20 protein-coding genes are annotated in these 20023 nt (G+C 68.9%); 14 read left to right on the plus strand and 6 right to left on the minus strand.

The annotated features are described in order from the left end of the window. Window positions 1-15 precede the first annotated feature (15 nt). Both C8K36_RS02435 and C8K36_RS24655 read left to right on the plus strand, forming a co-directional pair. On the plus strand, window positions 16-309 hold the full coding sequence (locus C8K36_RS02435) for an N-acyl-D-amino-acid deacylase (protein WP_107982843.1): 294 nt from the start codon (window positions 16-18) through the stop codon (window positions 307-309). Next, entirely contained in the window at window positions 309-1802 is a 1494-nt protein-coding gene (locus C8K36_RS24655; protein WP_181319327.1) for a hypothetical protein, read from the plus strand. Before C8K36_RS02435 ends, C8K36_RS24655 begins: the two co-directional genes overlap by 1 nt. A gap of 10 nt (window positions 1803-1812) precedes the next feature. Here the strand turns inward: C8K36_RS24655 and C8K36_RS02445 are convergent, their stop codons facing one another. Further along, window positions 1813-2688, minus strand: coding sequence for a hypothetical protein (locus tag C8K36_RS02445; RefSeq protein WP_107983702.1), 876 nt, complete (start codon window positions 2686-2688; stop codon window positions 1813-1815). Between the two features lie 67 nt (window positions 2689-2755). Here C8K36_RS02445 and glmS point away from each other — a divergent pair, with 67 nt between their 5' ends. Next, on the plus strand, window positions 2756-4624 hold the full coding sequence (glmS, locus tag C8K36_RS02450; protein ID WP_107982844.1) for a glutamine--fructose-6-phosphate transaminase (isomerizing): 1869 nt from the start codon (window positions 2756-2758) through the stop codon (window positions 4622-4624). A gap of 42 nt (window positions 4625-4666) precedes the next feature. On the opposite strand, the gene C8K36_RS02455 is transcribed toward glmS, so the two are convergent. Then, window positions 4667-5038: a cupredoxin domain-containing protein gene (locus C8K36_RS02455; protein WP_258194774.1), complete on the minus strand. Its 372-nt coding sequence runs from the start codon at window positions 5036-5038 to the stop codon at window positions 4667-4669. A gap of 73 nt (window positions 5039-5111) precedes the next feature. Here C8K36_RS02455 and C8K36_RS02460 point away from each other — a divergent pair, with 73 nt between their 5' ends. The 5 genes from C8K36_RS02460 (at window position 5112) to tsaE (ending at window position 10211) form a co-directional block, all read left to right on the plus strand. Further along, window positions 5112-5888, plus strand: coding sequence for a VOC family protein (locus tag C8K36_RS02460; RefSeq protein WP_107982846.1), 777 nt, complete (start codon window positions 5112-5114; stop codon window positions 5886-5888). Window positions 5889-5890: 2 nt separating this feature from the next. Beyond that, window positions 5891-7342 (plus strand): NAD(P)H-hydrate dehydratase, encoded by a 1452-nt coding sequence (locus C8K36_RS02465; protein ID WP_107982847.1) that lies wholly within the window; start codon window positions 5891-5893, stop codon window positions 7340-7342. A gap of 100 nt (window positions 7343-7442) precedes the next feature. Beyond that, window positions 7443-8621 (plus strand): alanine racemase, encoded by a 1179-nt coding sequence (gene alr, locus C8K36_RS02470; protein ID WP_181319437.1) that lies wholly within the window; start codon window positions 7443-7445, stop codon window positions 8619-8621. Next, the gene (locus tag C8K36_RS02475) at window positions 8618-9712 is read left to right on the plus strand and encodes an alpha/beta fold hydrolase (RefSeq protein ID WP_107982849.1); all 1095 of its coding nucleotides are present in this window, start codon (window positions 8618-8620) and stop codon (window positions 9710-9712) included. The genes alr and C8K36_RS02475 overlap by 4 nt, the downstream gene beginning before the upstream one ends. Next, entirely contained in the window at window positions 9702-10211 is a 510-nt protein-coding gene (tsaE, locus tag C8K36_RS02480) for a tRNA (adenosine(37)-N6)-threonylcarbamoyltransferase complex ATPase subunit type 1 TsaE (protein WP_107983703.1), read from the plus strand. Before C8K36_RS02475 ends, tsaE begins: the two co-directional genes overlap by 11 nt. A 4-nt stretch (window positions 10212-10215) precedes the next feature. Here the strand turns inward: tsaE and C8K36_RS02485 are convergent, their stop codons facing one another. Beyond that, window positions 10216-11094 (minus strand): oxygenase MpaB family protein, encoded by an 879-nt coding sequence (locus tag C8K36_RS02485; protein ID WP_107982850.1) that lies wholly within the window; start codon window positions 11092-11094, stop codon window positions 10216-10218. Between the two features lie 174 nt (window positions 11095-11268). Here C8K36_RS02485 and tsaB point away from each other — a divergent pair, with 174 nt between their 5' ends. From tsaB to tsaD, 3 genes are read left to right on the plus strand one after another with little or no spacing between them, the layout of a single operon-like run. Continuing rightward, on the plus strand, window positions 11269-11925 hold the full coding sequence (gene tsaB / locus C8K36_RS02490; RefSeq protein WP_107982851.1) for a tRNA (adenosine(37)-N6)-threonylcarbamoyltransferase complex dimerization subunit type 1 TsaB: 657 nt from the start codon (window positions 11269-11271) through the stop codon (window positions 11923-11925). Next, entirely contained in the window at window positions 11922-12392 is a 471-nt protein-coding gene (gene rimI / locus C8K36_RS02495; RefSeq protein ID WP_107982852.1) for a ribosomal protein S18-alanine N-acetyltransferase, read from the plus strand. The genes tsaB and rimI overlap by 4 nt, the downstream gene beginning before the upstream one ends. Window positions 12393-12397: 5 nt before the next feature. Further along, the gene (gene tsaD, locus C8K36_RS02500) at window positions 12398-13438 is read left to right on the plus strand and encodes a tRNA (adenosine(37)-N6)-threonylcarbamoyltransferase complex transferase subunit TsaD (RefSeq protein WP_107983704.1); all 1041 of its coding nucleotides are present in this window, start codon (window positions 12398-12400) and stop codon (window positions 13436-13438) included. Here the strand turns inward: tsaD and C8K36_RS02505 are convergent. Then, window positions 13383-14771, minus strand: coding sequence for an exopolyphosphatase (locus C8K36_RS02505; protein ID WP_107982853.1), 1389 nt, complete (start codon window positions 14769-14771; stop codon window positions 13383-13385). The genes tsaD and C8K36_RS02505 overlap by 56 nt on opposite strands. A gap of 234 nt (window positions 14772-15005) precedes the next feature. Between C8K36_RS02505 and C8K36_RS02510 the strand changes: the two genes are divergently transcribed. Beyond that, a complete protein-coding gene (locus tag C8K36_RS02510; protein WP_107982854.1) occupies window positions 15006-15596 on the plus strand; it encodes a potassium channel family protein in 591 nt (196 codons plus the stop codon). Here the strand turns inward: C8K36_RS02510 and C8K36_RS02515 are convergent. After that, window positions 15593-17329 (minus strand): TIGR03767 family metallophosphoesterase, encoded by a 1737-nt coding sequence (locus C8K36_RS02515; protein ID WP_107983705.1) that lies wholly within the window; start codon window positions 17327-17329, stop codon window positions 15593-15595. The genes C8K36_RS02510 and C8K36_RS02515 overlap by 4 nt on opposite strands. 85 nt (window positions 17330-17414) lie before the next feature. Further along, window positions 17415-18011: an XRE family transcriptional regulator gene (locus C8K36_RS02520; protein ID WP_107982855.1), complete on the minus strand. Its 597-nt coding sequence runs from the start codon at window positions 18009-18011 to the stop codon at window positions 17415-17417. A 283-nt stretch (window positions 18012-18294) separates the two neighbouring features. On the opposite strand from C8K36_RS02520, the gene C8K36_RS02525 reads away from it, so the two are divergent. Both C8K36_RS02525 and C8K36_RS02530 read left to right on the plus strand, forming a co-directional pair. Next, the gene (locus C8K36_RS02525) at window positions 18295-19026 is read left to right on the plus strand and encodes an IclR family transcriptional regulator (protein ID WP_420910852.1); all 732 of its coding nucleotides are present in this window, start codon (window positions 18295-18297) and stop codon (window positions 19024-19026) included. Between the two features lie 49 nt (window positions 19027-19075). Continuing rightward, window positions 19076-20008 carry a 3-carboxyethylcatechol 2,3-dioxygenase gene (locus C8K36_RS02530; protein ID WP_107982856.1) on the plus strand — a complete coding sequence of 311 codons (933 nt, stop codon included), beginning with the start codon at window positions 19076-19078 and terminating at the stop codon, window positions 20006-20008. Window positions 20009-20023: the final 15 nt, after the last annotated feature.

Genomic DNA, 20023 nt, shown 5'->3' on the forward strand with positions numbered 1-20023 from the left:
CAGAAGGCGGAACCGATGGCAGATGTGGTCGCGATCGACGTCGCGAGAGTACGGGCAGCGGCACGGTCGCTGCAGGCGAGTACGGATGGTTCCGGCGCCCTGGTGTGGCAGGTGGGCCAGTGCCAGTTCGGCACAGGTCTGGCCGATCCCGGTCGTGAGCGCGCGATCCGTGACGGCTACCTGCGGTTGGCGCGTGCGATCGGGGTGTTCACGACAGGCTCCGCGTCCATTGCGCGAGGTCTGACCGACACCGTCGACGCGTACGAACGCGGGGACGCCGACAATGTCGTCGCGCTCAGGGCGCTGTGATGGATGCCCTCCTGCGAGCATCCGCGGACGGACTGCAGTTCTTCGCAGTGTTCCTTCCCCGTGCGGCGTTCGTGGCCGAGCGCGCGGGCACGGGCGACCGGTTGCCGAACTGCGCCGAGATCGAGTCCCGGTACTACCAGCAGAGCGACATCCGGCTCGACGCCCTCGCGGCCGACCTCGACGTCGTCACGCGGGGCGCGGCAGACATCGAGCGGCAGTGCGGCGACCAGGAGCGGATCCGGTCCGAGATCGCGCAGGCGTGGCAGGGACAGGCGGCCGATTCCGCCTCGACCCATCTCACCGAACACCTGCGGCGCGCGGCGCGGCTGCGTCAGGACCTCGACGATGTGCGGTGCGCGCTGGTGGAGGCGGATCGTGTCCTGCGGGACGTGGCCGCCGGCAAGGCCGAGTGGCTCGCGAGCCTCGACGCGACTCGCGTCTGCGGCCGCACTGTGGCCGAGGTCGACGGCATCATCGAGACCGCGGTGACATTCGGTTCCGCCGCCGACGACGCCGCAGCCTGGGCGGTGGACGTGTTCCTCGCCCGGGTCCGGGACACCACCGCGCAGTTCGTCGAGCTGTGCGACGACGCGGAAGCCACCGTGGAGGAGGTCTTCCGGAATCTGGATGCCGCGTTCTGCGGCATCGACGACAGCGCCTGTCCGGCACCCACCCGTCTCGAGCAGGTGTGTTCCGGCTCGCTGCCGATACCGGCGCAGACGTGCCCGCAGTCGCCCACTCCGGCCGTGACGACCCCGGCGGCAGCGACGGCTCCCGCGGTCACCGCATCCGGCAGTCTGGCCGGGTTGGCTGCGACAGTTGCTGCAGCGTCGGCCGGCAGCGTGGCGCCCGCACCGATCATGTCGATGCCGCCCAATCCGCCGGCTCCGATGCCCGGCGTCGCGATCGGATCGGGGGGATCGCTCGCGATCGAGGGGACGGTCCGTGCAGTCGGGGCGATTGTCGGAGCGGTGGCCCAGATCGCAGTCGACATCGTCGGTGACGTGGTCGTCGAGGTGACGGAGGCCGTCCGGCAGCCAGGCAGCCTCAACCTGGACTCGGGCGCGGAGTGTGAATGCGACTGCGAGTGCAGTTGCGAGGTTGCGGCGTCCGCGCCGCCGCCGGAGACCAGTGCGCCGCCGGCGGAGGCGCCGCTGCCCGAGCCCGAGCCCACGCCCGCGGTGACCGAACCCGAACCCGAACCCGAACCTCAACCCGAGCCCGAACCTCAACCCGAGCCCGAGCCGCCGTGTCCGGAACCGCCGACACCGGCCCCGGTGCCCGCGGAGGTTCCCGAGCCGCCGGCCGACTACTGCGCACCGAGCGAGGACGGGGCCCCTGCCGCGTCACCGATCCCGGGTGCCTCGGCGTCGAACCCGGTGCGCGGCTCCAAGCCGTCGTCCACCGTGGACCCGACTCTCACCGAACTGGGACCGCAGCTCCCTCAGGCCGAGAACCCGGATGTCGCGCTCGCCGAACTGGGCGCGATGTGACGAGGCGAGGTCAGCTGCCGAGCAGCCTGCTGGCGCGGGTGCCGGCACGGTGCGCGGCGACGTCGCTGGGATCGAGGGGATGGTCGGCATCCTCGCGGACTGCGGGATGTGTGCCGGGGAAGTGGGTCTCCGTGTCCGAGAAGGCGGCGTACGACTTGTCGCCGGTGAGGCGGTGCAACAGGAACCCGGTGACCAGCGCGCGGCTGACGCGCTGGGCGTGATGCTCGGATCCGCCGATGCCGAGGAAACCGAGTAGGCGCCGACCCTCGACGAGCCCGGAATTCGATGCCTTGTCGACGACGCGCAGCAGGTGCTGGCCCCTCCAGGCGTCGTCGAGGGCGAGGCCATCGTTATTGAGGGAGTCGATGTCCTTCGCCCCGGCGAGGATCAGGCCCGCCGCCGAGACTCGGCCTGCCGCGACGGCCGCGGACGGTGACGTAGGCGCCGGGAACAGCGCGGCGACGGCCTTGATCGTCGTGTTCTGTGCGGCCGCGAGGACGGCGGCACCGGCGCCCATGCCGTGACCGGCGACAGCGATGCGTTCGGGCTGGACGCTGATCCGGCCGGGGCCCAACCGCACTCCGGTGCAGATGTCGAGCGCTGTGACGAGATCGGCGGCGAGGCCGAGATGTGAGGGCACCGGGCCGCGTTCGGTGCCGGGCGCCGCCACGACGATGCCCCACGAGGCGAGGTGTTCGAAGGTGCCCTTGTAGCTGTCGGGGCTCACCATCCAGTCGTGACCGAAGGCGACTGCGGGAAGGTTGAACCCCTCCGCGGGCGTGTAGACGACGCCGGGCTGCCCCGCGAGCGCGAGATCACCGCGCAGCACCTTGTGCGGGCCACGCTTGGACAGCTTGGATACCAGGGACTTCGGTGTCTGCGCCACGGGTGTGACGTTATCCGATCGTGGACCGAGTTCGCTCCACACGGTCACCCAAGTACCCTGGTGAACCATGTGCGGAATCGTGGGGTACGTGGGCCACCGCCAGGCTCTGGATGTCGTGGAGAAGGCGCTGCAGCGGATGGAATACCGCGGCTACGACTCCGCCGGTGTCGCGGTCCTGGACGGCGAGGGTGGCTTGGCGACCGAGCGCAAGGCGGGACGTCTCGACAATCTGAAGGCCGAGCTCGACGAGATCGGGCGGGGCTCGTTCGTCGGCACCACAGGCATGGGCCACACGCGGTGGGCGACCCACGGCAAGCCCACCGACCGCAACGCGCACCCCCACAGGGACGCGAGCGGCAGGTTCGCTGTCGTCCACAACGGCATCATCGAGAACTTCGCCCCGCTGCGCGGCGAACTCGAGGCGGCCGGTGTGGATCTGCTCAGCGACACCGACTCGGAGGTCGCCGTCCATCTCGTCGCCAAGGCGTACGAGTCCGGTGCCACGGCGGGCGACTTCCTGCAGAGCACGCTGTCGGTCCTGCGCCGTCTCGAGGGCGCGTTCACGCTGGTGTTCACTCATGCCGACCACCCCGACATGATCATCGCGGCGCGCCGGTCGACGCCTCTCGTCATCGGTGTCGGTGAAGGCGAGATGTTCGTCGGCTCCGATGTCGCGGCGTTCATCGAGCACACCCGGGACGCGGTGGAGCTGGGCCAGGACCAGGCCGTCGTGATCACCGCGGACGGCTATTCGGTCACCGACTTCTTCGGAAACGATGCGGCCGCCCAGACTCGCGCCTTCAGGATCGACTGGGACCTGCAGGCCGCAGAGAAGGGAGGCTACGACTACTTCATGCTCAAGGAGATCCAGGAGCAGCCGCAGGCCGTGGCCGACACCCTGCGCGGCCATTTCGTCGACCGGACGATCGTCCTCGACGAGCAGCGGCTGTCGGATCAGGAGTTGCGCGACGTCGACAAGGTCTTCGTCGTGGCGTGCGGCAGCGCGTACCACTCGGGCCTGCTCGCGAAGTACGCGATCGAGCACTGGACGCGGCTGCCCGTCGAGGTGGAACTCGCCAGCGAGTTCCGATACCGCGACCCGGTGCTGGACCGCTCGACGCTCGTCGTCGCCATCTCGCAGTCCGGTGAGACCGCGGACACGCTCGAGGCCGTCAAGCACGCCAAGGACCAGAAGGCCCGGGTGCTGGCGATCTGCAACACCAACGGTGCGCAGATTCCGCGCGAGGCCGACGCCGTCCTCTACACGCGGGCCGGTCCGGAGATCGCCGTGGCCTCCACCAAGGCTTTCCTCGCCCAGGTGACCGCGAACTACCTGGTGGGTCTGGCATTGGCGCAGGCGCGTGGCACGAAGTACCCGGACGAGGTGGCACGCGAGTATGCGGACCTCGCGGCGATGCCGGGCCTGGTCTCCCGCGTGCTCGAGACCGTCGAGCCGGTGCGTGCCCTGGCACGCCAGTTCGCGGACTCGTCGGCTGTGCTGTTCCTGGGTCGCCACGTCGGCTACCCGGTGGCGCTCGAGGGTGCGCTCAAGCTCAAGGAACTGGCGTACATGCATGCCGAGGGCTTCGCGGCGGGTGAGCTCAAGCACGGCCCGATCGCGCTGATCGAGGAGGGCCTGCCGGTCATCGTGGTGATGCCGTCGCCGAAGGGGCGTGCGGTGCTGCACTCGAAGCTGGTGTCGAACATCCAGGAGATCAAGGCGCGCGGTGCGACGACGATCGTCATCGCGGAGGAGGGCGACGAGGCGGTGCGGGCGCACGCCGACCACCTCATCGAGATCCCGGCGGCGCCGACGCTGCTGCAGCCGCTGCTCTCGACGGTTCCGCTGCAGGTGTTCGCGGCTGAGGTCGCGGTCGCTCGCGGGCTGGACGTCGACAAGCCGCGCAACCTCGCGAAGTCCGTCACCGTCGAATAGCCCGACGACTGCTCGGTGCGGTCGCGGTGGTCGGACAGCGAGTCAGATCACCACGACCACACCGAGCATGTCCGGGTGCAGCGAGCACGTGTAGTTGTAGGTGCCCGGTTCGGTGAACGTGAACTGCCACGTCCCGGTCTTGAGCAGCGGGCTGCGCAGGACGGGCTTCGCATTGCCGAGTCCGACGACGTCGTGGGCGACGCCTCGGTCGTCGAACACCCAGGTCACCGTCTGCCCGGCCTGGATCGTGATCGACGACGGCGAGTACGCCATGTTTTTCACCTCGACGGTGAGTTCTTTGTCCGACTTCCCCGGGCCGTCGGTCGGAGCTCCGCCTCCCGGATCGGAGGTGCAGCCGGAAAGGGTTGCAGCCAAAGCGATTCCGATGGCCATCGCGGTTGCCCGTACTCTCATGCAATTCAGCGTAGTCTGACGGCGAGTGTGTCCTCCGACACCTCCGTGACCTCGAATCGCACGAGGAGTTGCCATGCCTACCCGTGAATCCGCGCCGCTCGGTGCCCCTTGCTGGATCGATCTGCAGTCGTCCGACATCGACCGTGCCGCCGAGTTCTACGATGCTCTGTTCGGCTGGACCCACGAGGCGTCGGCGGAGGAGTACGGCGGCTATGTCATGTTCCATTCCGGCGGCAAGCCGGTGGCCGGGGCGATGCCGGGGCAGCCCGGTAATCCCTACGTGAACGTGTGGACGACCTACCTGGCGACCGCCGACGCGGATGCGACCGCCGAAGCCGTCCCGAAGGCCGGCGGCCAGGTGATGATGGAGCCGATGACGGTTCCGCAGCAGGGGCGGATGGCGATGTTCCTGGATGCGTCGGGTGGTGTGGTGGGCGCGTGGCAACCCGCCGAGCACAAGGGCTTCGGCGTGATCGGCGAGACCGGCACTCCCGCGTGGTTCGAACTGGTCAGCAAGAACTACGACGCCGCGCTGCCGTTCTACCGGGACGCCTTCGGCTGGGACCTCGCCACGCTGAGTGACACCGACGAATTCCGCTACTCCACAGGGAAGTTCGGTGGCGAGGACCTGGCGGGGATCTTCGATGCGAGCAAGGCTCTGCCTGACGAGGTTCCGTCGCACTGGCAGGTATTCGTCCAGGTAGACGACACCGACGCCGCCATCGCACGCGTCCGGGAACTCGGCGGGGCGGTCCTCACCCAGCCCTGGGACACCGAGTACGGCCGGATGGCGCAGGTGGCCGATCCGAACGGCGCGCGTTTCATGATCTCGGGCCCGGTGGCAGCCTGACGATGCGGCACTACTACACGACACAACAGGTCAAGGACGCGGAGGCGCCATTGCTCGCGAGCCTGCCCGACGGCACGCTCATGGGCCGTGCCGCCTACGGGCTGGCGCGGATCGCGGCCGACGAATTGCGGGCACGGACCGGGGGAGTGGTCGGGCGGCGTGTGACGCTGCTCGTCGGTTCCGGCGACAACGGCGGTGACGCCCTGTGGGCGGGTGCGCTCCTGCGCCGCCGGGGGGTCGCGGTCACGGCGGTACTGCTGAATCCGGAACGAGCGCACGAGGCCGGACTGGCCGCGCTGACGGCCGCGGGCGGACGGATCTCGCCGGACCCGGGCGATCCAGACTTGGCGCTCGACGGCATCGTCGGGATCTCGGGGAAGGGGCCGCTGCGTCCGGCGGCGGCCGCGATCGTCGCGAAACTCGATGCCCCGATCGTGGCGGTGGATCTGCCCAGCGGCGTCGATCCCGACACGGGGGCGGTGGACGGTCCCGCGGTGACGGCGGCGGTCACGGTCGCCTTCGGCGCGCTCAAACCGGTGCACGCTCTCGCGGCGGCGCGGTGCGGTCGCGTCGAACTGGTGACGATCGGCCTCGATCTGCCGGAACCCGATCTGCAGGCCCTCGATCCGTGGGAGGTGGGCGGGCTGTGGCCGGTTCCCCGCGCGAGCGACGACAAGTACACGCAGGGCGTCGTCGGTGTGGTGGCGGGCAGCGGACGTTATCCCGGGGCGGCGGTGCTCGCGTCGGGTGCGGCGGTGACCGCGACGGCCGGGATGGTCCGCTACGCCGGCCGGGCCGCCGCAGAGGTCCTCGGCCACTGGCCCGAGGTGGTCGCGGCACCATCGCCCGCGGACGCGGGACGGGTCCAGGCGTGGGTCGTCGGACCGGGCATCGGCACCGACGACACCGCGCTCGATGAAGTGCGGACCGTGCTCGCGTCGGATCTGCCGGTCCTGGTCGACGCCGACGGCCTCAACCTGCTGGCCGAGCACCCCGAACTCGTCAAGAACCGCACCGCTCCGACGCTGCTGACGCCGCACGCGGGCGAGTTCGAGCGACTCACCTGGGTCGCGCCCACGCCGGACCGGGTCGCGGCGACTCGGGCGCTGGCTGCGGAGTGGGGTGTGACGGTCCTGTTGAAGGGGCGGGCGACCGTCGTCGCGGATCCGACCGGCAAGGCGTTCGTCAACGACGCGGGCAGTTCGTGGGCGGCGACGGCAGGGTCGGGTGACGTCCTGTCCGGCGTGATCGGTGCGCTCCTGGCGACCGGGCTCGAGCCGGCGGTGGCGGCGGCCGTCGGTGCGCGGGCGCATTCCCTCGCGGCCAATCTGGGGGCACGGGAGGGCTCCGTCGAGACGGGCGACGCCGGCCTCGCTCCCATCTCCGCATCGACGCTGCTCGCGCATCTGCGATCGGCGATTCGGATACTTCGCTCACATGTGCCTGAATCGTGACTGGTCGGGTTGTACCCGTGCAGGCGTTTCGTCCTGACGAGTGGCAGGATCGAAGTTCGTGACTACTACCGCACAGGAGCCCGATTCCGCCCCGACCACGATGAGCGCTGCCTCTGCGGCGGATACGCCGCCACATGCGGCGGCGCCTCAGGCGGAAGCTGTGATCGACCTCGATGCGGTGGCCCACAACGTCGGTATCCTGCGCGAGCACGCGGGCGATGCCACGGTCATGGCGGTCGTCAAGGCCGACGCCTACAACCACGGTGCGGTCCCGGTCGCGCGCGCTGCGCTGGCAGCGGGGGCAGGCGAACTCGGTGTCACGACGCTCGCCGAGGGTCTCGAACTCAAGAACGCAGGCATCACGGCGCCGGTGCTGTCGTGGTTGCACACTGCGGACTCCGACTATGCCCCCGCCGTGGCCGCGGGGGTTGAACTCGGTCTTTCGTCGCCCCGGCATCTTGCCGCGGTCGCAGCGGCGGCCCGTCAGGCCGGGACGGCGGCCACCGTGACGATCAAGGTCGACACGGGGCTCAACCGCAACGGCGTCTCCCGTGAGGAGTGGACCGACTTCCTGAAGGACCTCGCCCGGGTCGAGGCGGAGGGTGCGATCAGGTTCAAGGGCGTCTTCTCGCATCTCGCACACGCCGATGAACCACACCACCCGGTCATCGACGAGCAGCGCGAGCGGTTCACGGGCGCGCTCGCGGACGCCAAGCGGCTCGGGCTGGTACCGGAGGCGGCACACCTGTCGAACTCGGCGGCCACCCTCACCCGCGCTGACCTGCGATTCGACATGGTTCGCCCCGGAATCGCGATATACGGACTGTCCCCGGTTCCGGATCTGGGGACGTTCGGCCTACGGCCGGTCATGACGTTCCGATCGAGGGTGGCTCTGGTGAAGAAGGTGGCGGCCGGAGACGGCGTTTCCTACGGGCACACGTGGGTGGCCCCACACGACACGACGGTGGCGTTGCTGCCGGTCGGGTACGCGGACGGCATCCCGCGAGCTCTGGGCGGGCGGTTCGACGTGCGGCTCGGCGCCGACCTGCGCCCCGGAATCGGCAGGGTCTGCATGGACCAGGTCGTGGTCGACCTCGGCCCGGACGGCGCCGGGGTCCGGGAAGGCGACACCGCCGTGTTCTTCGGCAACGGCGAGCACGGTGAGCCGCACGCGCAGGACTGGGCGGACGCCCTCGACACCATCCACTACGAGGTGGTGACGTCGGTGCGCGGACGCACGGTCCGAACCTATGTCGGAGGACCGGGCGGTCGATCGTGAACATCCTGAACCGGCTGGGCCTGTTCGGGGGTGTGGCGGGGGTCGCGGCCATCGGCACGCTCGCGGGACTGAACGTGGTGAAGGCCGCGACGACGCGCCGCGGGCCGGAGATCTACGCGTCCGAGGACTTCGCAGTGATGTCCCGCGACCGAAGTCGGGTCGTCGTGACCGAGGACGACGTGCCGTTGCTCGTCCGCGAGGTGGGCCCCGAGGACGCACCGTTGACCGTGATCTTCGTGCACGGATACTGCCTGCGGATGGAGTCGTGGCACTTTCAGCGGACCCAGCTCGCGGAGCGGTGGGGCGGCGCGGCGCGGATGGTGTTCTACGACCAGCGAGGGCACGGCGAGGCGGGGATACCGACCGCGGAGAGCTGCACCATCGCGCAGTTGGGCCGCGACTTGGAGGCCGTGATCGAGGCGACGGCGCCGTCGGGTCCGGTGGTACTCGTCGGGCATTCGATGGGCGGAATGACGATTCTTGCGATGGCCCGCCAGTTCCCGGAGTTGTTCGACGACAAAGTGATCGGTGTCGGACTGCTCGCGACGACAGCCGCGGGCCTGAACCAGTCGGGGCTCGGACGAAACCTCGACAATCCGGTGATCGATGCCTTCCGGCTCGCGGTGCGTACCGCGCCCGGCGTCGTGCAGCAGGCGCGCGGCGCGGCGCGGGCAATCATCTCGCCGATCCTGCGGGCGGCGTCGTACGGCACCGAGGTGAGCCCGCGGCTCGTCACGTTCTCCGAGGGCATGCTCAACGACATCTCCGTCGTGACGATCGTCAACTTCCTCGAATCCCTCGAACTGCACGACGAGTCCGAGGCGCTGCCCGTGCTGGGCGACATTCCGGCGCTGGTGCTGTGCGGTGACGCCGACATGATCATTCCGTTCACGAGTTCGAAGGCGCTCGCCGCGGCGCTGCCCCGCGCGGAGCTGGTGCGCGTGCGGGACGCGGGCCATCTCGTCGAGCTCGAATTCCCGCAGGTAACCTCCGATGCGATCGATCGGTTGGTCCGGCGCGCCGTGTCGAGACGCGAGGATCGCGTGAATTCGGCGCTGGTGGGTGGACTGGAGCGAACAGATGTCGGCTGACACGGGGACCGGGCGGGGCGAGGCGACGCTGCCGACGACCGAGGACACCGAAGCGCTGGGACGGGCGTTCGCCCGCGACCTCGGTGCGGGCGACCTCGTCGTCCTCGACGGTCCGCTCGGCGCCGGGAAGACCGCGTTGACCCGTGGCATCGCGGCCGGTCTCGGTGTCGAGGGACGCGTGACGTCGCCGACGTTCATCATTGCGCGCGAGCACCGTCCGGGAACGCGTCCGGACGGCGGAATCCCCGTCTCCCTCGTCCACGTGGACGCCTACCGTCTCGGAGAGGCCGGTGGCGGCGGCGCCGTGGACATGCACGATCAGCTCGACGCGCTCGACCTCGACACCGATCTCGCGAACGCGGTGGTCGTGGTGGAGTGGGGCGAGGGCATCGTCGAACATCTCGCCGACCGGCACCTGTTGGTGCGGTTGCGGCGGGAGCCGGAGTCGGACGTCCGCACGGCCATGTGGGAGTGGGTGTCCGGCCCCGCCGCGCGCTGATCCGTCAGCGGCGTACCCCGTCGATGCCGCGCACCTTGCGGTACGGGTGCGCGTCGACGTTCGACAGAATGTCCGCGATCAGCTTCTCGTAGGGCTTGTTGCGCCGGGCCGCGGCCATGAGCAGGCGGGTCGCCCGAGCGGCGCCGCCGAGACTCATCGGGCGGCCGGCGACCCCGAACATCGTGCGCGCCCACTCGGGCAGCAGCGCGATGATGCCGTCTTGGATCACCACCGACGACGCGACCTTGATCAGGTTGCCCTTCAGGGTCGGCTTGCGCAGTGCGACGGTGGCCTCGGCGGCGGGCAGCGTGACCGCCAGCCACTCCACCTGGGCATGGATGTAGGTGTCGAGTTCGGCGTGGGTGCCGGGCAGGGTGGCCGGGTCGATGCCGACAAGTTCGGCCGCCCGATGCTGCTCGACGACGAAGCGGTCGCGTTCGGCCGCAGTCAGGCTCGGACCGTACAGCTCGGAGCTGCGCAGGATGCCCCACACGAGAGTGTTGTGCGTCCAGGCGAGCCAGTCCGGGTCGTCGGCGATCAACGTCCGGCCGGTGCGCTCGTCGGTCCACTGAGCGTGCTTGTGCATGCGCCGCACCGCTTCGCCGGCCGCGAGCGCGTGCGCGGTGTCGCCGAAGACGGTGGTGTCGAGGTACTTGACAGTGCGCGCCGCCCGGCCGACCGGGTCACCGTAGTTGGCGGAGACCTTGCTGAACAGCGTCATCATGTCGGGGTTGAGGGTCTGGAGCAGGATGCCGCAGACGGCACCCAACGAGGACGCCGGATCGGCGAACAGGCGCCAGGTGACGCTGTCCGGGCCGAAGAGCCCGTCGTCCTGGCGAGCTGATGGGTCCTGCTGTTCGATGTTTCCGACTGCCTCGCTCAACGGTCGTCCCTTTCCTTCGGCTGTGACTGCACTGTGTGAGCCTGCCCGGAGGGGCATCGAGAGTGATCGTGCCTAAATTGGACATTTGTACCAAGCGTGACGCGCCGACGGGTTCCTGACGGATGCGGCGGCCGGTCCGGGAAGCCACTCGAAAGGCGAGTAGCCTGGTACATCGTGCTTGTGCTTGCCATCGACACCTCCACGCCCGCGGTCACCGCGGGAGTCGTGCGCTTCGACTCCGAGTCCGCAACCGGTGCCCCGCAGGCGCTGGCGACGCGGGCCACCGTCGACGCCCGCGCGCACGCGGAGGTCCTGACACCGCAGATCCTCGAATGCCTGTCCGAATCCGGGCACACCCCCGCCGATCTCGACGCCGTCGTCGTCGGAGTCGGGCCGGGGCCGTTCACCGGCCTGCGCGTGGGGATGGCGACCGGTGCCGCGTTCGGTGACGCGTTGGGCATCCCCGTGCACGGCGTGTGCAGCCTGGACGCGATCGCTGCGGACACCGCGGAGAGCCGGGACCTGTTGGTGGTCACCGATGCTCGCCGACGCGAGGTGTACTGGGCGCGCTACTCGGGCGGGCAGCGTGTCGAGGGCCCCGAGGTGATCAAGCCGTCCGAGCTCGACGGGGAACCGTCTGAGGTGATCGCCGGGTCGGCCACGCACGTGGACCTGTTCGATCTGCCGGTCCTGCCGGCGGAGACGCCGTCGCCCGCCGGGCTGGTGGCCGTCGCGGCTCAGGTGTTGCGCGTCGGGGTGGACCCGGAGCCGCTGGTCCCCATGTACCTGCGGCGGCCGGACGCGGTTGAGTTGGCGGACCGCCGCAAATGAGCTTTCGCATCGTCCCGCTCGCCGTCACCGACGCTGACCGGTGCGCGGAACTCGAGCGGATCCTGTTCCCGGGTGACGATCCGTGGAGCGCGCAGGCCTTCCGCTCGGAGCTGGCGGGTGGCCACAACCACTACTTCGCGGCACGTGACGACGCCGGCGCCCTGATCGGGTATGCCGGAGTTGCGTTGCTCGGGACGAGCGCCACCCCGGAGGCCGAGGTGCACACGATCGGTGTCGATCCGGCGGCGCAGCGCGGTGGCATCGGCGGCGCGCTGCTCGCCGAGTTGCTCCGGGTCGCAGACAAGTGGGGCGGCCCGCTGTTCCTCGAGGTCCGCACCGACAACCAGCCGGCGATCGCGCTGTACGAGCGTGAGGGCTTCGAGATCGTCGGCACCAGAAAGCGGTACTACCAGCCGAGCGGCGCCGACGCATTCACGATGCGCCGCCCGGCACCGGGTGAGGAGTGACGGCCATGATCGTGATGGGTATCGAGAGTTCGTGCGACGAGACGGGTGTCGGCATCGTCCGCTGGCACGCGGACGGCCGGTGCGAGTTGCTCGCCGACGAGGTCGCGTCGAGCGTCGACCAGCATGCCCGCTACGGAGGCGTGGTTCCGGAGGTGGCGTCGCGCGCGCACCTCGAGGCGATCGTGCCTACCATGAAGCGGGCGCTCGCGACCGCCGGGATCGACAGGCCCGACGCGATCGCGGTGACGATCGGCCCGGGACTGGCCGGCGCGCTGCTGGTCGGTGTGGCCGCGGCCAAGGCGTACGCGGCGGCATGGGGTGTTCCGTTCTACGCGATCAATCATCTCGGCGGCCACGTCGCGGTCGACACCATCGAGCACGGCCCGATGCCCCCGTGCGTCGCGCTGCTGGTTTCGGGTGGGCACACGCACCTGTTGCACGTGGAGGAATTGGGCCGCAAGCCGATCGTGGAACTCGGCACCACCGTCGACGACGCCGCGGGTGAGGCGTTCGACAAGGTCGCTCGCCTGCTGGGCCTCGGCTTCCCCGGCGGCCCCGCGCTCGATCGTCTTGCCCAGCAGGGTGATCGGTCCGCCATCACGTTCCCGCGCGGCATGACCGGGTCGCGGGACGCGCGTCACGACTTCTCGTTCTCGGGCCTCAAGACGGCGGTCGCGCGGTTCGTCGAGGCGAAGCAGCGTGCAGGCGAAGAAGTTCCGGTCGCCGATGTCGCCGCTGGCTTCCAGGAGTCGGTCGCGGACGTGCTGACGATGAAGGCCGTGCGCGCCGCGCGGGACGTCGGGGTCGACACTCTCGTGCTCGGCGGCGGTGCGACGGCGAACTCGCGGATCCGCTCGCTCGCGGAGGAGCGTTGTGCCGCAGCAGGTCTCACGCTACGTGTGCCGAGCCCGCGGCTGTGTACCGACAACGGAGTGATGATCGCGGCACTCGGCGCGCACCTCATTGCAGGCGGCGCTCAGCCGTCAGCGCTCACCTCGGCGACGAATCCGGGACTTCCGGTGTCGGTGAGCCAGATTCCGGGCTGACCTCGGGGGCAACTGCCTCGGGAGTGACTGCCTCGGGAGTGACTTCGGGAGTGACTTCGGGAGTAGTGACCTCGTCGGTCGACCCCGTGTCGGGATCGGCTCCGGGCGTCGAGGGCCCGTCGGTGCTCGGCGGGGAAATGCTCGGAAGATCCGGAATCCACGTAGGCAGTTCGGGCCACTTCGGCGGGATCCACGGCAGGTCGTCCGACGGCGTGGTCGTGGTGGTCGGCGGCGGCGGCGGCGGGGTCGTCGTTGTTGTCGCTGTCGGTTCGGGTGTCGGCGACGTCGTCGTGGTCGGTGCCTCGTACGTCGGGGCGTATGTGTAGGTGTACGTACTCGGATCCGGTGTGCGGTAGCCGTACGTCGGGACCGGGGACTGCGTGGCCGGCACCGGGACGGTTGTCGTCGGATACGGATCGTTCGACGGAATGGCGGTTTCCTCCGGCGCCGTCGCGGGCGGCTCGGGAGGATCGGTCGTGGGTGTCTCGATGACCTGACTACCGGTCGGGGAGTAGTTCTCCTCGCTGGTCGGCACCATCTCCTTGACGCCGTAGCCGAGCATCAGTCCACCGACTACGAGAGCGGCCACGAGTGCGCCGGGAATCCGGCCGCCGGAACCGGTGACCACCGGAAACTTCTGGCGCTCGGGCGATCCCGCCAGCAGCGCCGCGCCCTTGGCGGTCACGGCTTCGGGTTCGGTGACCTCGATGGTCGCCCCGTCGAACGTGGCTTCGATCGCGGAGGCGATTCCGGGTAACCGGGCGCCGCCGCCGACCAGCACCACGGCTTCGGGGCTGCGCAGCGAACGCGCGCGGACGTCCTCGATGAACTCCGCCACGCGAGAAGCGGTCTCGTCGTCCTGCTCGTCGACTGCTGCGTCGGAGCTGACGGACGCGGTGCGGTCGCGGAGGAATACGGTGCCGTCGGCCTGCCCGACGATCGTGACGGTGACGCCGGACGCGCCGATATCGACGACGGCGATGACGCCGTACTTCGCGACCAGCCCGGTGCTTCGCAGATAGCTGAGAGCCGCAGCAATTTCGGGGATCAGACGGATCGCCCGCCGCTGAGTCTTCGCCGCGGAGCGAACCGCAGCGGCCTGTGTCTCGGTGCGGTACGCGACTGCGATCGCGTCCGGTTCGATGCGGCGGTCCGGGACCTGGGTGGTCATGAGTCCGATCGCGGACAGTGCCAGATCCCCCGGATCGGTTTGGGTGCCGAGGTCGGCGGAGATCGTCCGGTACTCGATGTCTTGCACGCCCGTGTCGTCGGAGGAGACGAGTGCACTGCACACCCCGGCTGCTCCGGTGGAGATTCCGAGTGAGTTTCGCATTGTCCACCTCCTGCTTTCGGTGTTCGAGTTCGCTCGTGTTCCGTGCTGTCGGCGTCGGAAACTGAGATAATTCGTTGCCAGCCCGACGCGTCGTTATCCGAACGTTACCCAATGTCGTCCGGTGGCGCTCGGCGCAGAAGTGTCGTCGCAGGTCGGCTCGGACATTCGCGGTGGATCGGACCGCGACATAACGGGATCGACGGCTGCTGAAAACGACTTCGGAAGCGAGGGTTCATGTCCGACCCGGTCCGCCTGATCGATCTCGACCGTCACGAGCGGCGCCGGACGCTGCGGAAGGCTCTGCTGAGATCGGCGGGGAGCGTCGTGGTGTTGGTGACCGCGTACTTTGCGCTGCCGATGGATCGCCTGTCGAATGGGGGCGCTGTCGTGGTGCTCACGGGCGGGGCCGTGGCCGTCGTGGCGCTGTGTGCGTGGCAGGTCCGTCAGATCATGCATTCGCCCATCCCGGCGCTGCGGTCGGCGGAAGCCCTCGCCGTGACGTTGCCGGTCTACCTGTTGGGATCGGCGACCACGGCTTTCTTACTGTCGCAGATGGATACGGGGGCATTCAACGAATCCCTCACCCGGATCGACGCCCTCTACTTCACGCTCACCGTCTTCGCGACCGTGGGCTTCGGGGACATCGCGGCCGTGACCCAGCCGGCACGTGCGGTGGTGACAGTGATGATCGTCGGCAACCTGGTGATGCTCGCAGTGGGTGTCAAACTGCTGACGCAGGCCGTCAAGTGGCGCAGAGCACGGCAGGACACGCAGGAGGCCGGTGGCGGCGAGACGCCACCACCGGCCTCCGGTGACCGTTCCTAACGCAGTGTGGCCAAGACCAGTTCGACGTTGTGATCAGGCGAGCCGCCGAGCAGCTTCGGGTCCGCGTGAATGTCGTTGAACGAGAACTCGCGGTACATCGAGGCCAGGCCGGCGGGGGAGAAGTCGTCGTAGTCCGCCTGGTACGGGCTGTCGGCCTCGATCAGCGTCGCCAGGAGCGAGACGGTGCCGTCGTGGTTGTCGACGACCTCGATGATCCGGCCCTGCTGGGGAAAGTCGATGTGCGACGCCGTGTTGATCTCCCAGAAGCCCTGATCGGGAGTCTGGCCGACCTGCGGCGTGATCCGGTTCTCGTGGGTGTGGCCGTTGACCCAGGCGAGGACGTTCGGGAAGCGGTGCAGCAGATCCACCAGTTGTGCGCCCTTGATGCGCGGCTCGAGCGGGCGCTCGGGATCCGGCAGCGTGTTCGCCATCGTCGTGCTGGTGTGATGGCTGAACAGGACGAAGTAGGTGTCGGTGCGACTCTGCGTGACGAGGGCGCCATTGGTGTCGTAGTACTTGCTGCTGCCTTGCAGCAGAGTCTGTTCGATCCACCGGAACTGGGCCTCGCCGAGCGAGCCGTCGACGAAGCCGGCGCGGTTGGTCGAGTCCATGCTGATGCCGATGACGCCCGGCGAGATCTCGAAGGTGTAGTAACCGATTCCGGTCTCGTCGGCGTCCGGTGCGAAGCCGTGGCCCACCGGTCCCGGTCCCGCGTTGGCGGGATCGAGGTGCGCGCCGATGAATTCGCGCGGCGTGAACGGATGGCGGCGTGCGTCGGGCGTTACGGTGCGCGGCGGGGTCGTGATCGCCGAGAGCAGGTTGAGCACCGCGGTCGGGTCGGAACTGAGAGCGCTCGAGATGCGGGCTGCCTGGTCCGAGGAGTCGGGGACCTCGAACTTCTTGTTGCCCGTGTACATCTGCTCGAGGAAGGGGATGCCGCTCGGAAGCGTGCCCTCGACCGAGTCGTCGTGGTTGCCGAAGACGCAGTACCACTTGGTGTTCAGACCGGGGCTGACGACGGGCTGCAGGGCCGCGGACAGCAGGCCGGGGACCTCCGGGAACCCGGTCTTCTTGTAGATGTCCTGGATCGACGACTCGGGGTTCCAGTACAGGTCGGCGCCTGAGTTCTGCACGCCCTCGTAGCGGGTGGGGTCCCCGGTGTTGGCGACGATGGTGCCGCCGTTGAGAGCGGTCAGGAACCAGCCCAGCTCGACGAATTCCTTGTTGTCGGTGTTGTCGCCGGTGGTGACGACGGCGTCGAAGTCGCGCTGAGTGTGCGGTCCCTTGCGCAGCGAGTTGACGCGATCGATGAGGGACACCAGGCCCTGAGCCGTCATCGTCTCCTGCGGGCGGAACGCGGCGCCCTGGAAGGGATGGACGTACTCGAATCGAACCGGCGACTGGGCGTCGAGCACGTGGACGTCGGTGAGCTGGACCATCGAAGCCAGTGCGGTGCGACGGTCCTCGCGTCCGGACTGCGGCGCAGCCAGATCGGTACGGACGACGAGAGGCCAGCCCGGACCCGCGGTCAGTCGACGGTAGCCGCTCGAGCCGAGCGGCACGGCCACGGACTCGAGGGTGGTTCCTGCGATCGACGCCGGCAGCGGGGCGGCCGCGTAGGCCTGCGCTGCGAGCGGATTCCACGAGCGGTTGCCGACGAGCGGCAGTCCCGCGATTCCGAGCGCGCCGATACCGGCGGCGCCCAGGAAGGTGCGCCGACCCATTCCATTCATCTGCTGTTCACCCACGGCGGAAACTGTAGGCGACAATCTGTCCCATACGGTCCGTTTGCCGCCGATTCGACGAAAGTGTCGCCTGTCAGGCCGAGTCTTCGGCGAGCGGTCCGAACTGAGGGACCTGTGGCATCGTCGTGACGACATGCACGGTGGCTTCGGCGGTCGCCGCAGTGAGCACCCACGGGACATCGCTCGGGAACTGTACGAAGTCGCCGACGCCGAGGTCGGCGAGCTCGTTGGCCGGGCCGACTCGGACCTTGCCGCTGATGACGTACGCGTGGACGAGGGTCCCTGCGGAATCTGCCGGGCGCGCCAGTTCGTCGGGGTCGGCGTTCGGCACGGCCCCGAGACGCATGATGCTGGTGCGGACGTAACCGGAGCCGTAGATCTGGTCGAGAATCTTGGTCGAGCCGGCGCCGGGCTTGTCGTTCCAGGTGCCTTCGCCTGCGCGGATCACGAAGACGCGGGTGCCCCACTCGGTGACGAGGCGGCGCAGGGGCACGTCGAGCGCTTCGGCGATCGCGTCGATCGTCTCCACTGTGGGATTGCCTACACCCTGCTCGATCTTCGAGAGGGTCTGTTTCGACAGGTTCGCTCGCTTGGCGAGGTCGCCCATGCTCATCTGGCGCTCGTTGCGGAACCGCTGCACATTGCGTGCGATCAGCCCGTTGCTGTCCACGGACCCTCCATTCGGTCGGAGTGCTCGACCTCGTCCGGCGGCGTCGAATGAGCTGAATGCTCCACACGATTAAAGCGGACCCCGACGAGGTGTCACTTTTAATATGCATTTCGTCAATCTTGACATGCAAACGGCAGGTGGGCACACTCGGACACGGCGTTGGGTCGCGCCGGAGATGTCCGATTCGCAGAGTGAAGTGGTGGAATCGATGGGTGTGCAGGAGTTAGCCGATCTGTCTCGTTCGGGTTCCGGCCGCGACGGCCGCGCGGCCGTCGACAAGGCAATGAGTCTGCTCACCAGCTTCGGCCAGGAGGCGTACTCCGGGGTCGGTGTGAGCGAGCTCGCGCGACGCTCGGGACTGAGTAAGTCGACCGCCTTCCGGATCCTCGGAATGCTCGAACGCAACCATGCCGTAGAGCGCGTCGGGAGCGACTACAGACTCGGCTCCGAACTCCACAATCTCGGTGGCAGGGTGTACGCGCCGCAGCACTCCACGGTTCGCGACGTCCTCACTCCGTTCCTCGCCGATCTGTATGAGGCCACCCGTCAGACGGTCCATCTCGCCGTGCTGCACGGGTCGGATGTCCTCTACATCAACAAGCTCTACGGCCACCGGACCGTCGCCTCGCCGTCTCGGGTCGGTGGACGTGCGCCCGCACATTGCACTGCGGTCGGTAAGGCGCTTCTCGCCTATTCGGGTCAGGATGCGGAGGACCTGATCGGGTCGCAGTTGGCTGCTCGAACGCGCCACACGGTCACCGACATCGATCGTTTGCGAATCGAGCTGTCCCAGGTCCGCAGGACCGGAGTCGCGTTCGACCGGGAGGAGACGCGCGAGGGGCTCGTGTGTGTCGGCGGCGTCGTGACCGGTGCCGGGGGTCGCCCTGTCGCGGCGTTCTCGGTCTCGGGTCAGGCGGCTCGGTACTCGCCGGCGAGCGCCGAACCGGCACTGCGTCGCGTCTGCCTGGCGGCGTCGCGCGTCCTGAGCGTGTCCCAGGTCGCTCTCGCGTCGTAGTGACGTCCCCACGAACTCCCGGAAATCATTCAGGCCGAAGGAGCCTCACATGCCCGTTGCGCTGGTTGCGCTGTCCCATTCACCTCTGATCGGGCTCAACGATCCGGCGCAGGAGGTGCTCGACGAGGTCGATCACGCCATTGCCGGGGCACGGAAGTTCATCGAGGAGTTCGACCCCGAGTTGGTCGTGCTCTTCGCGCCGGACCACTACAACGGCTTCTTCTACGGAAAGATGCCTCCTTTCGCGATCGCGACAGGTGCGGTCGCTGTGGGCGACTTCGGTTCCGCCGAGGGCGAGATCCTGGTCGACAACGAGGCAGCGAACACGATCGCCGAGGGCGTGCTCGAGCGCGACATCGACCTGACGATCTCGGCCCGCATGGTCGTCGACCACGGATTCGTCCAGCCGCTGGAGATGCTGTTCGGCGGCATCCAGTCGGTGCCGACCGTCCCGGTGTTCGTCAACGGTGTGGCGGCGCCGCTCGGACCGGTGCGCCGCATCCGTCAGTTCGGCAAGGCGCTGGGCGAGGCAGCCGCCCGCCTCGACAAGCGTGTCCTGTTCCTCGCGTCGGGTGGTCTGTCGCACGATCCGCCGGTGCCGATCCTGGCGGGCGCCCCACCGCGCGTTGCCGAGGCCCTCATCCTCGGCAACCCGCCCACCCCGGAGCAGCGTGCCCGCGGCGAACAGCGTGTCGTGCAGTCCGGCATCGATCTGGCAGCCGGCACCTCGACCCGCAAGCCGCTGAACCCAGAGTGGGACAACGAGGTTCTCGACATCGTCGCGGCCGGAGACATCGAGCAGTTCGACGGCTGGACCAACGAGTTCTTCGAGGCCAACGGCGGCGGATCGTCGCATGAGGTGCGTACGTGGATCGCAGCGTACGGGGCTCTGGCGGCATCCGGATCCTACGAACTCCACTCGCGCTACTACCGCGCCATCCCCGAATGGGTGGCGGGATTCGCAGTGACCACCGCGAAGTAGTTCTCTCTCTTCGGC

Source organism: Rhodococcus sp. OK519 (assembly GCF_003051005.1).
GTDB lineage: Bacteria > Actinomycetota > Actinomycetes > Mycobacteriales > Mycobacteriaceae > Prescottella.

Coding starts and splice junctions, on each gene's coding strand:
- C8K36_RS02510 (WP_107982854.1), top strand. CDS start 15,006: ATGTCCGACCCGGTCCGCCTGATCGATCTCGACCGTCACGAGCGGCGC.
- C8K36_RS02515 (WP_107983705.1), bottom strand. CDS start 17,329: ATGAATGGAATGGGTCGGCGCACCTTCCTGGGCGCCGCCGGTATCGGC.
- tsaD (WP_107983704.1), top strand. CDS start 12,398: ATGATCGTGATGGGTATCGAGAGTTCGTGCGACGAGACGGGTGTCGGC.
- C8K36_RS02465 (WP_107982847.1), top strand. CDS start 5,891: ATGCGGCACTACTACACGACACAACAGGTCAAGGACGCGGAGGCGCCA.
- rimI (WP_107982852.1), top strand. CDS start 11,922: ATGAGCTTTCGCATCGTCCCGCTCGCCGTCACCGACGCTGACCGGTGC.
- C8K36_RS24655 (WP_181319327.1), top strand. CDS start 309: ATGGATGCCCTCCTGCGAGCATCCGCGGACGGACTGCAGTTCTTCGCA.
- C8K36_RS02525 (WP_420910852.1), top strand. CDS start 18,295: ATGAGTCTGCTCACCAGCTTCGGCCAGGAGGCGTACTCCGGGGTCGGT.
- C8K36_RS02460 (WP_107982846.1), top strand. CDS start 5,112: ATGCCTACCCGTGAATCCGCGCCGCTCGGTGCCCCTTGCTGGATCGAT.
- glmS (WP_107982844.1), top strand. CDS start 2,756: ATGTGCGGAATCGTGGGGTACGTGGGCCACCGCCAGGCTCTGGATGTC.
- C8K36_RS02530 (WP_107982856.1), top strand. CDS start 19,076: ATGCCCGTTGCGCTGGTTGCGCTGTCCCATTCACCTCTGATCGGGCTC.
- tsaE (WP_107983703.1), top strand. CDS start 9,702: ATGTCGGCTGACACGGGGACCGGGCGGGGCGAGGCGACGCTGCCGACG.
- C8K36_RS02455 (WP_258194774.1), bottom strand. CDS start 5,038: ATGAGAGTACGGGCAACCGCGATGGCCATCGGAATCGCTTTGGCTGCA.
- C8K36_RS02505 (WP_107982853.1), bottom strand. CDS start 14,771: ATGCGAAACTCACTCGGAATCTCCACCGGAGCAGCCGGGGTGTGCAGT.
- alr (WP_181319437.1), top strand. CDS start 7,443: ATGAGCGCTGCCTCTGCGGCGGATACGCCGCCACATGCGGCGGCGCCT.
- C8K36_RS02435 (WP_107982843.1), top strand. CDS start 16: ATGGCAGATGTGGTCGCGATCGACGTCGCGAGAGTACGGGCAGCGGCA.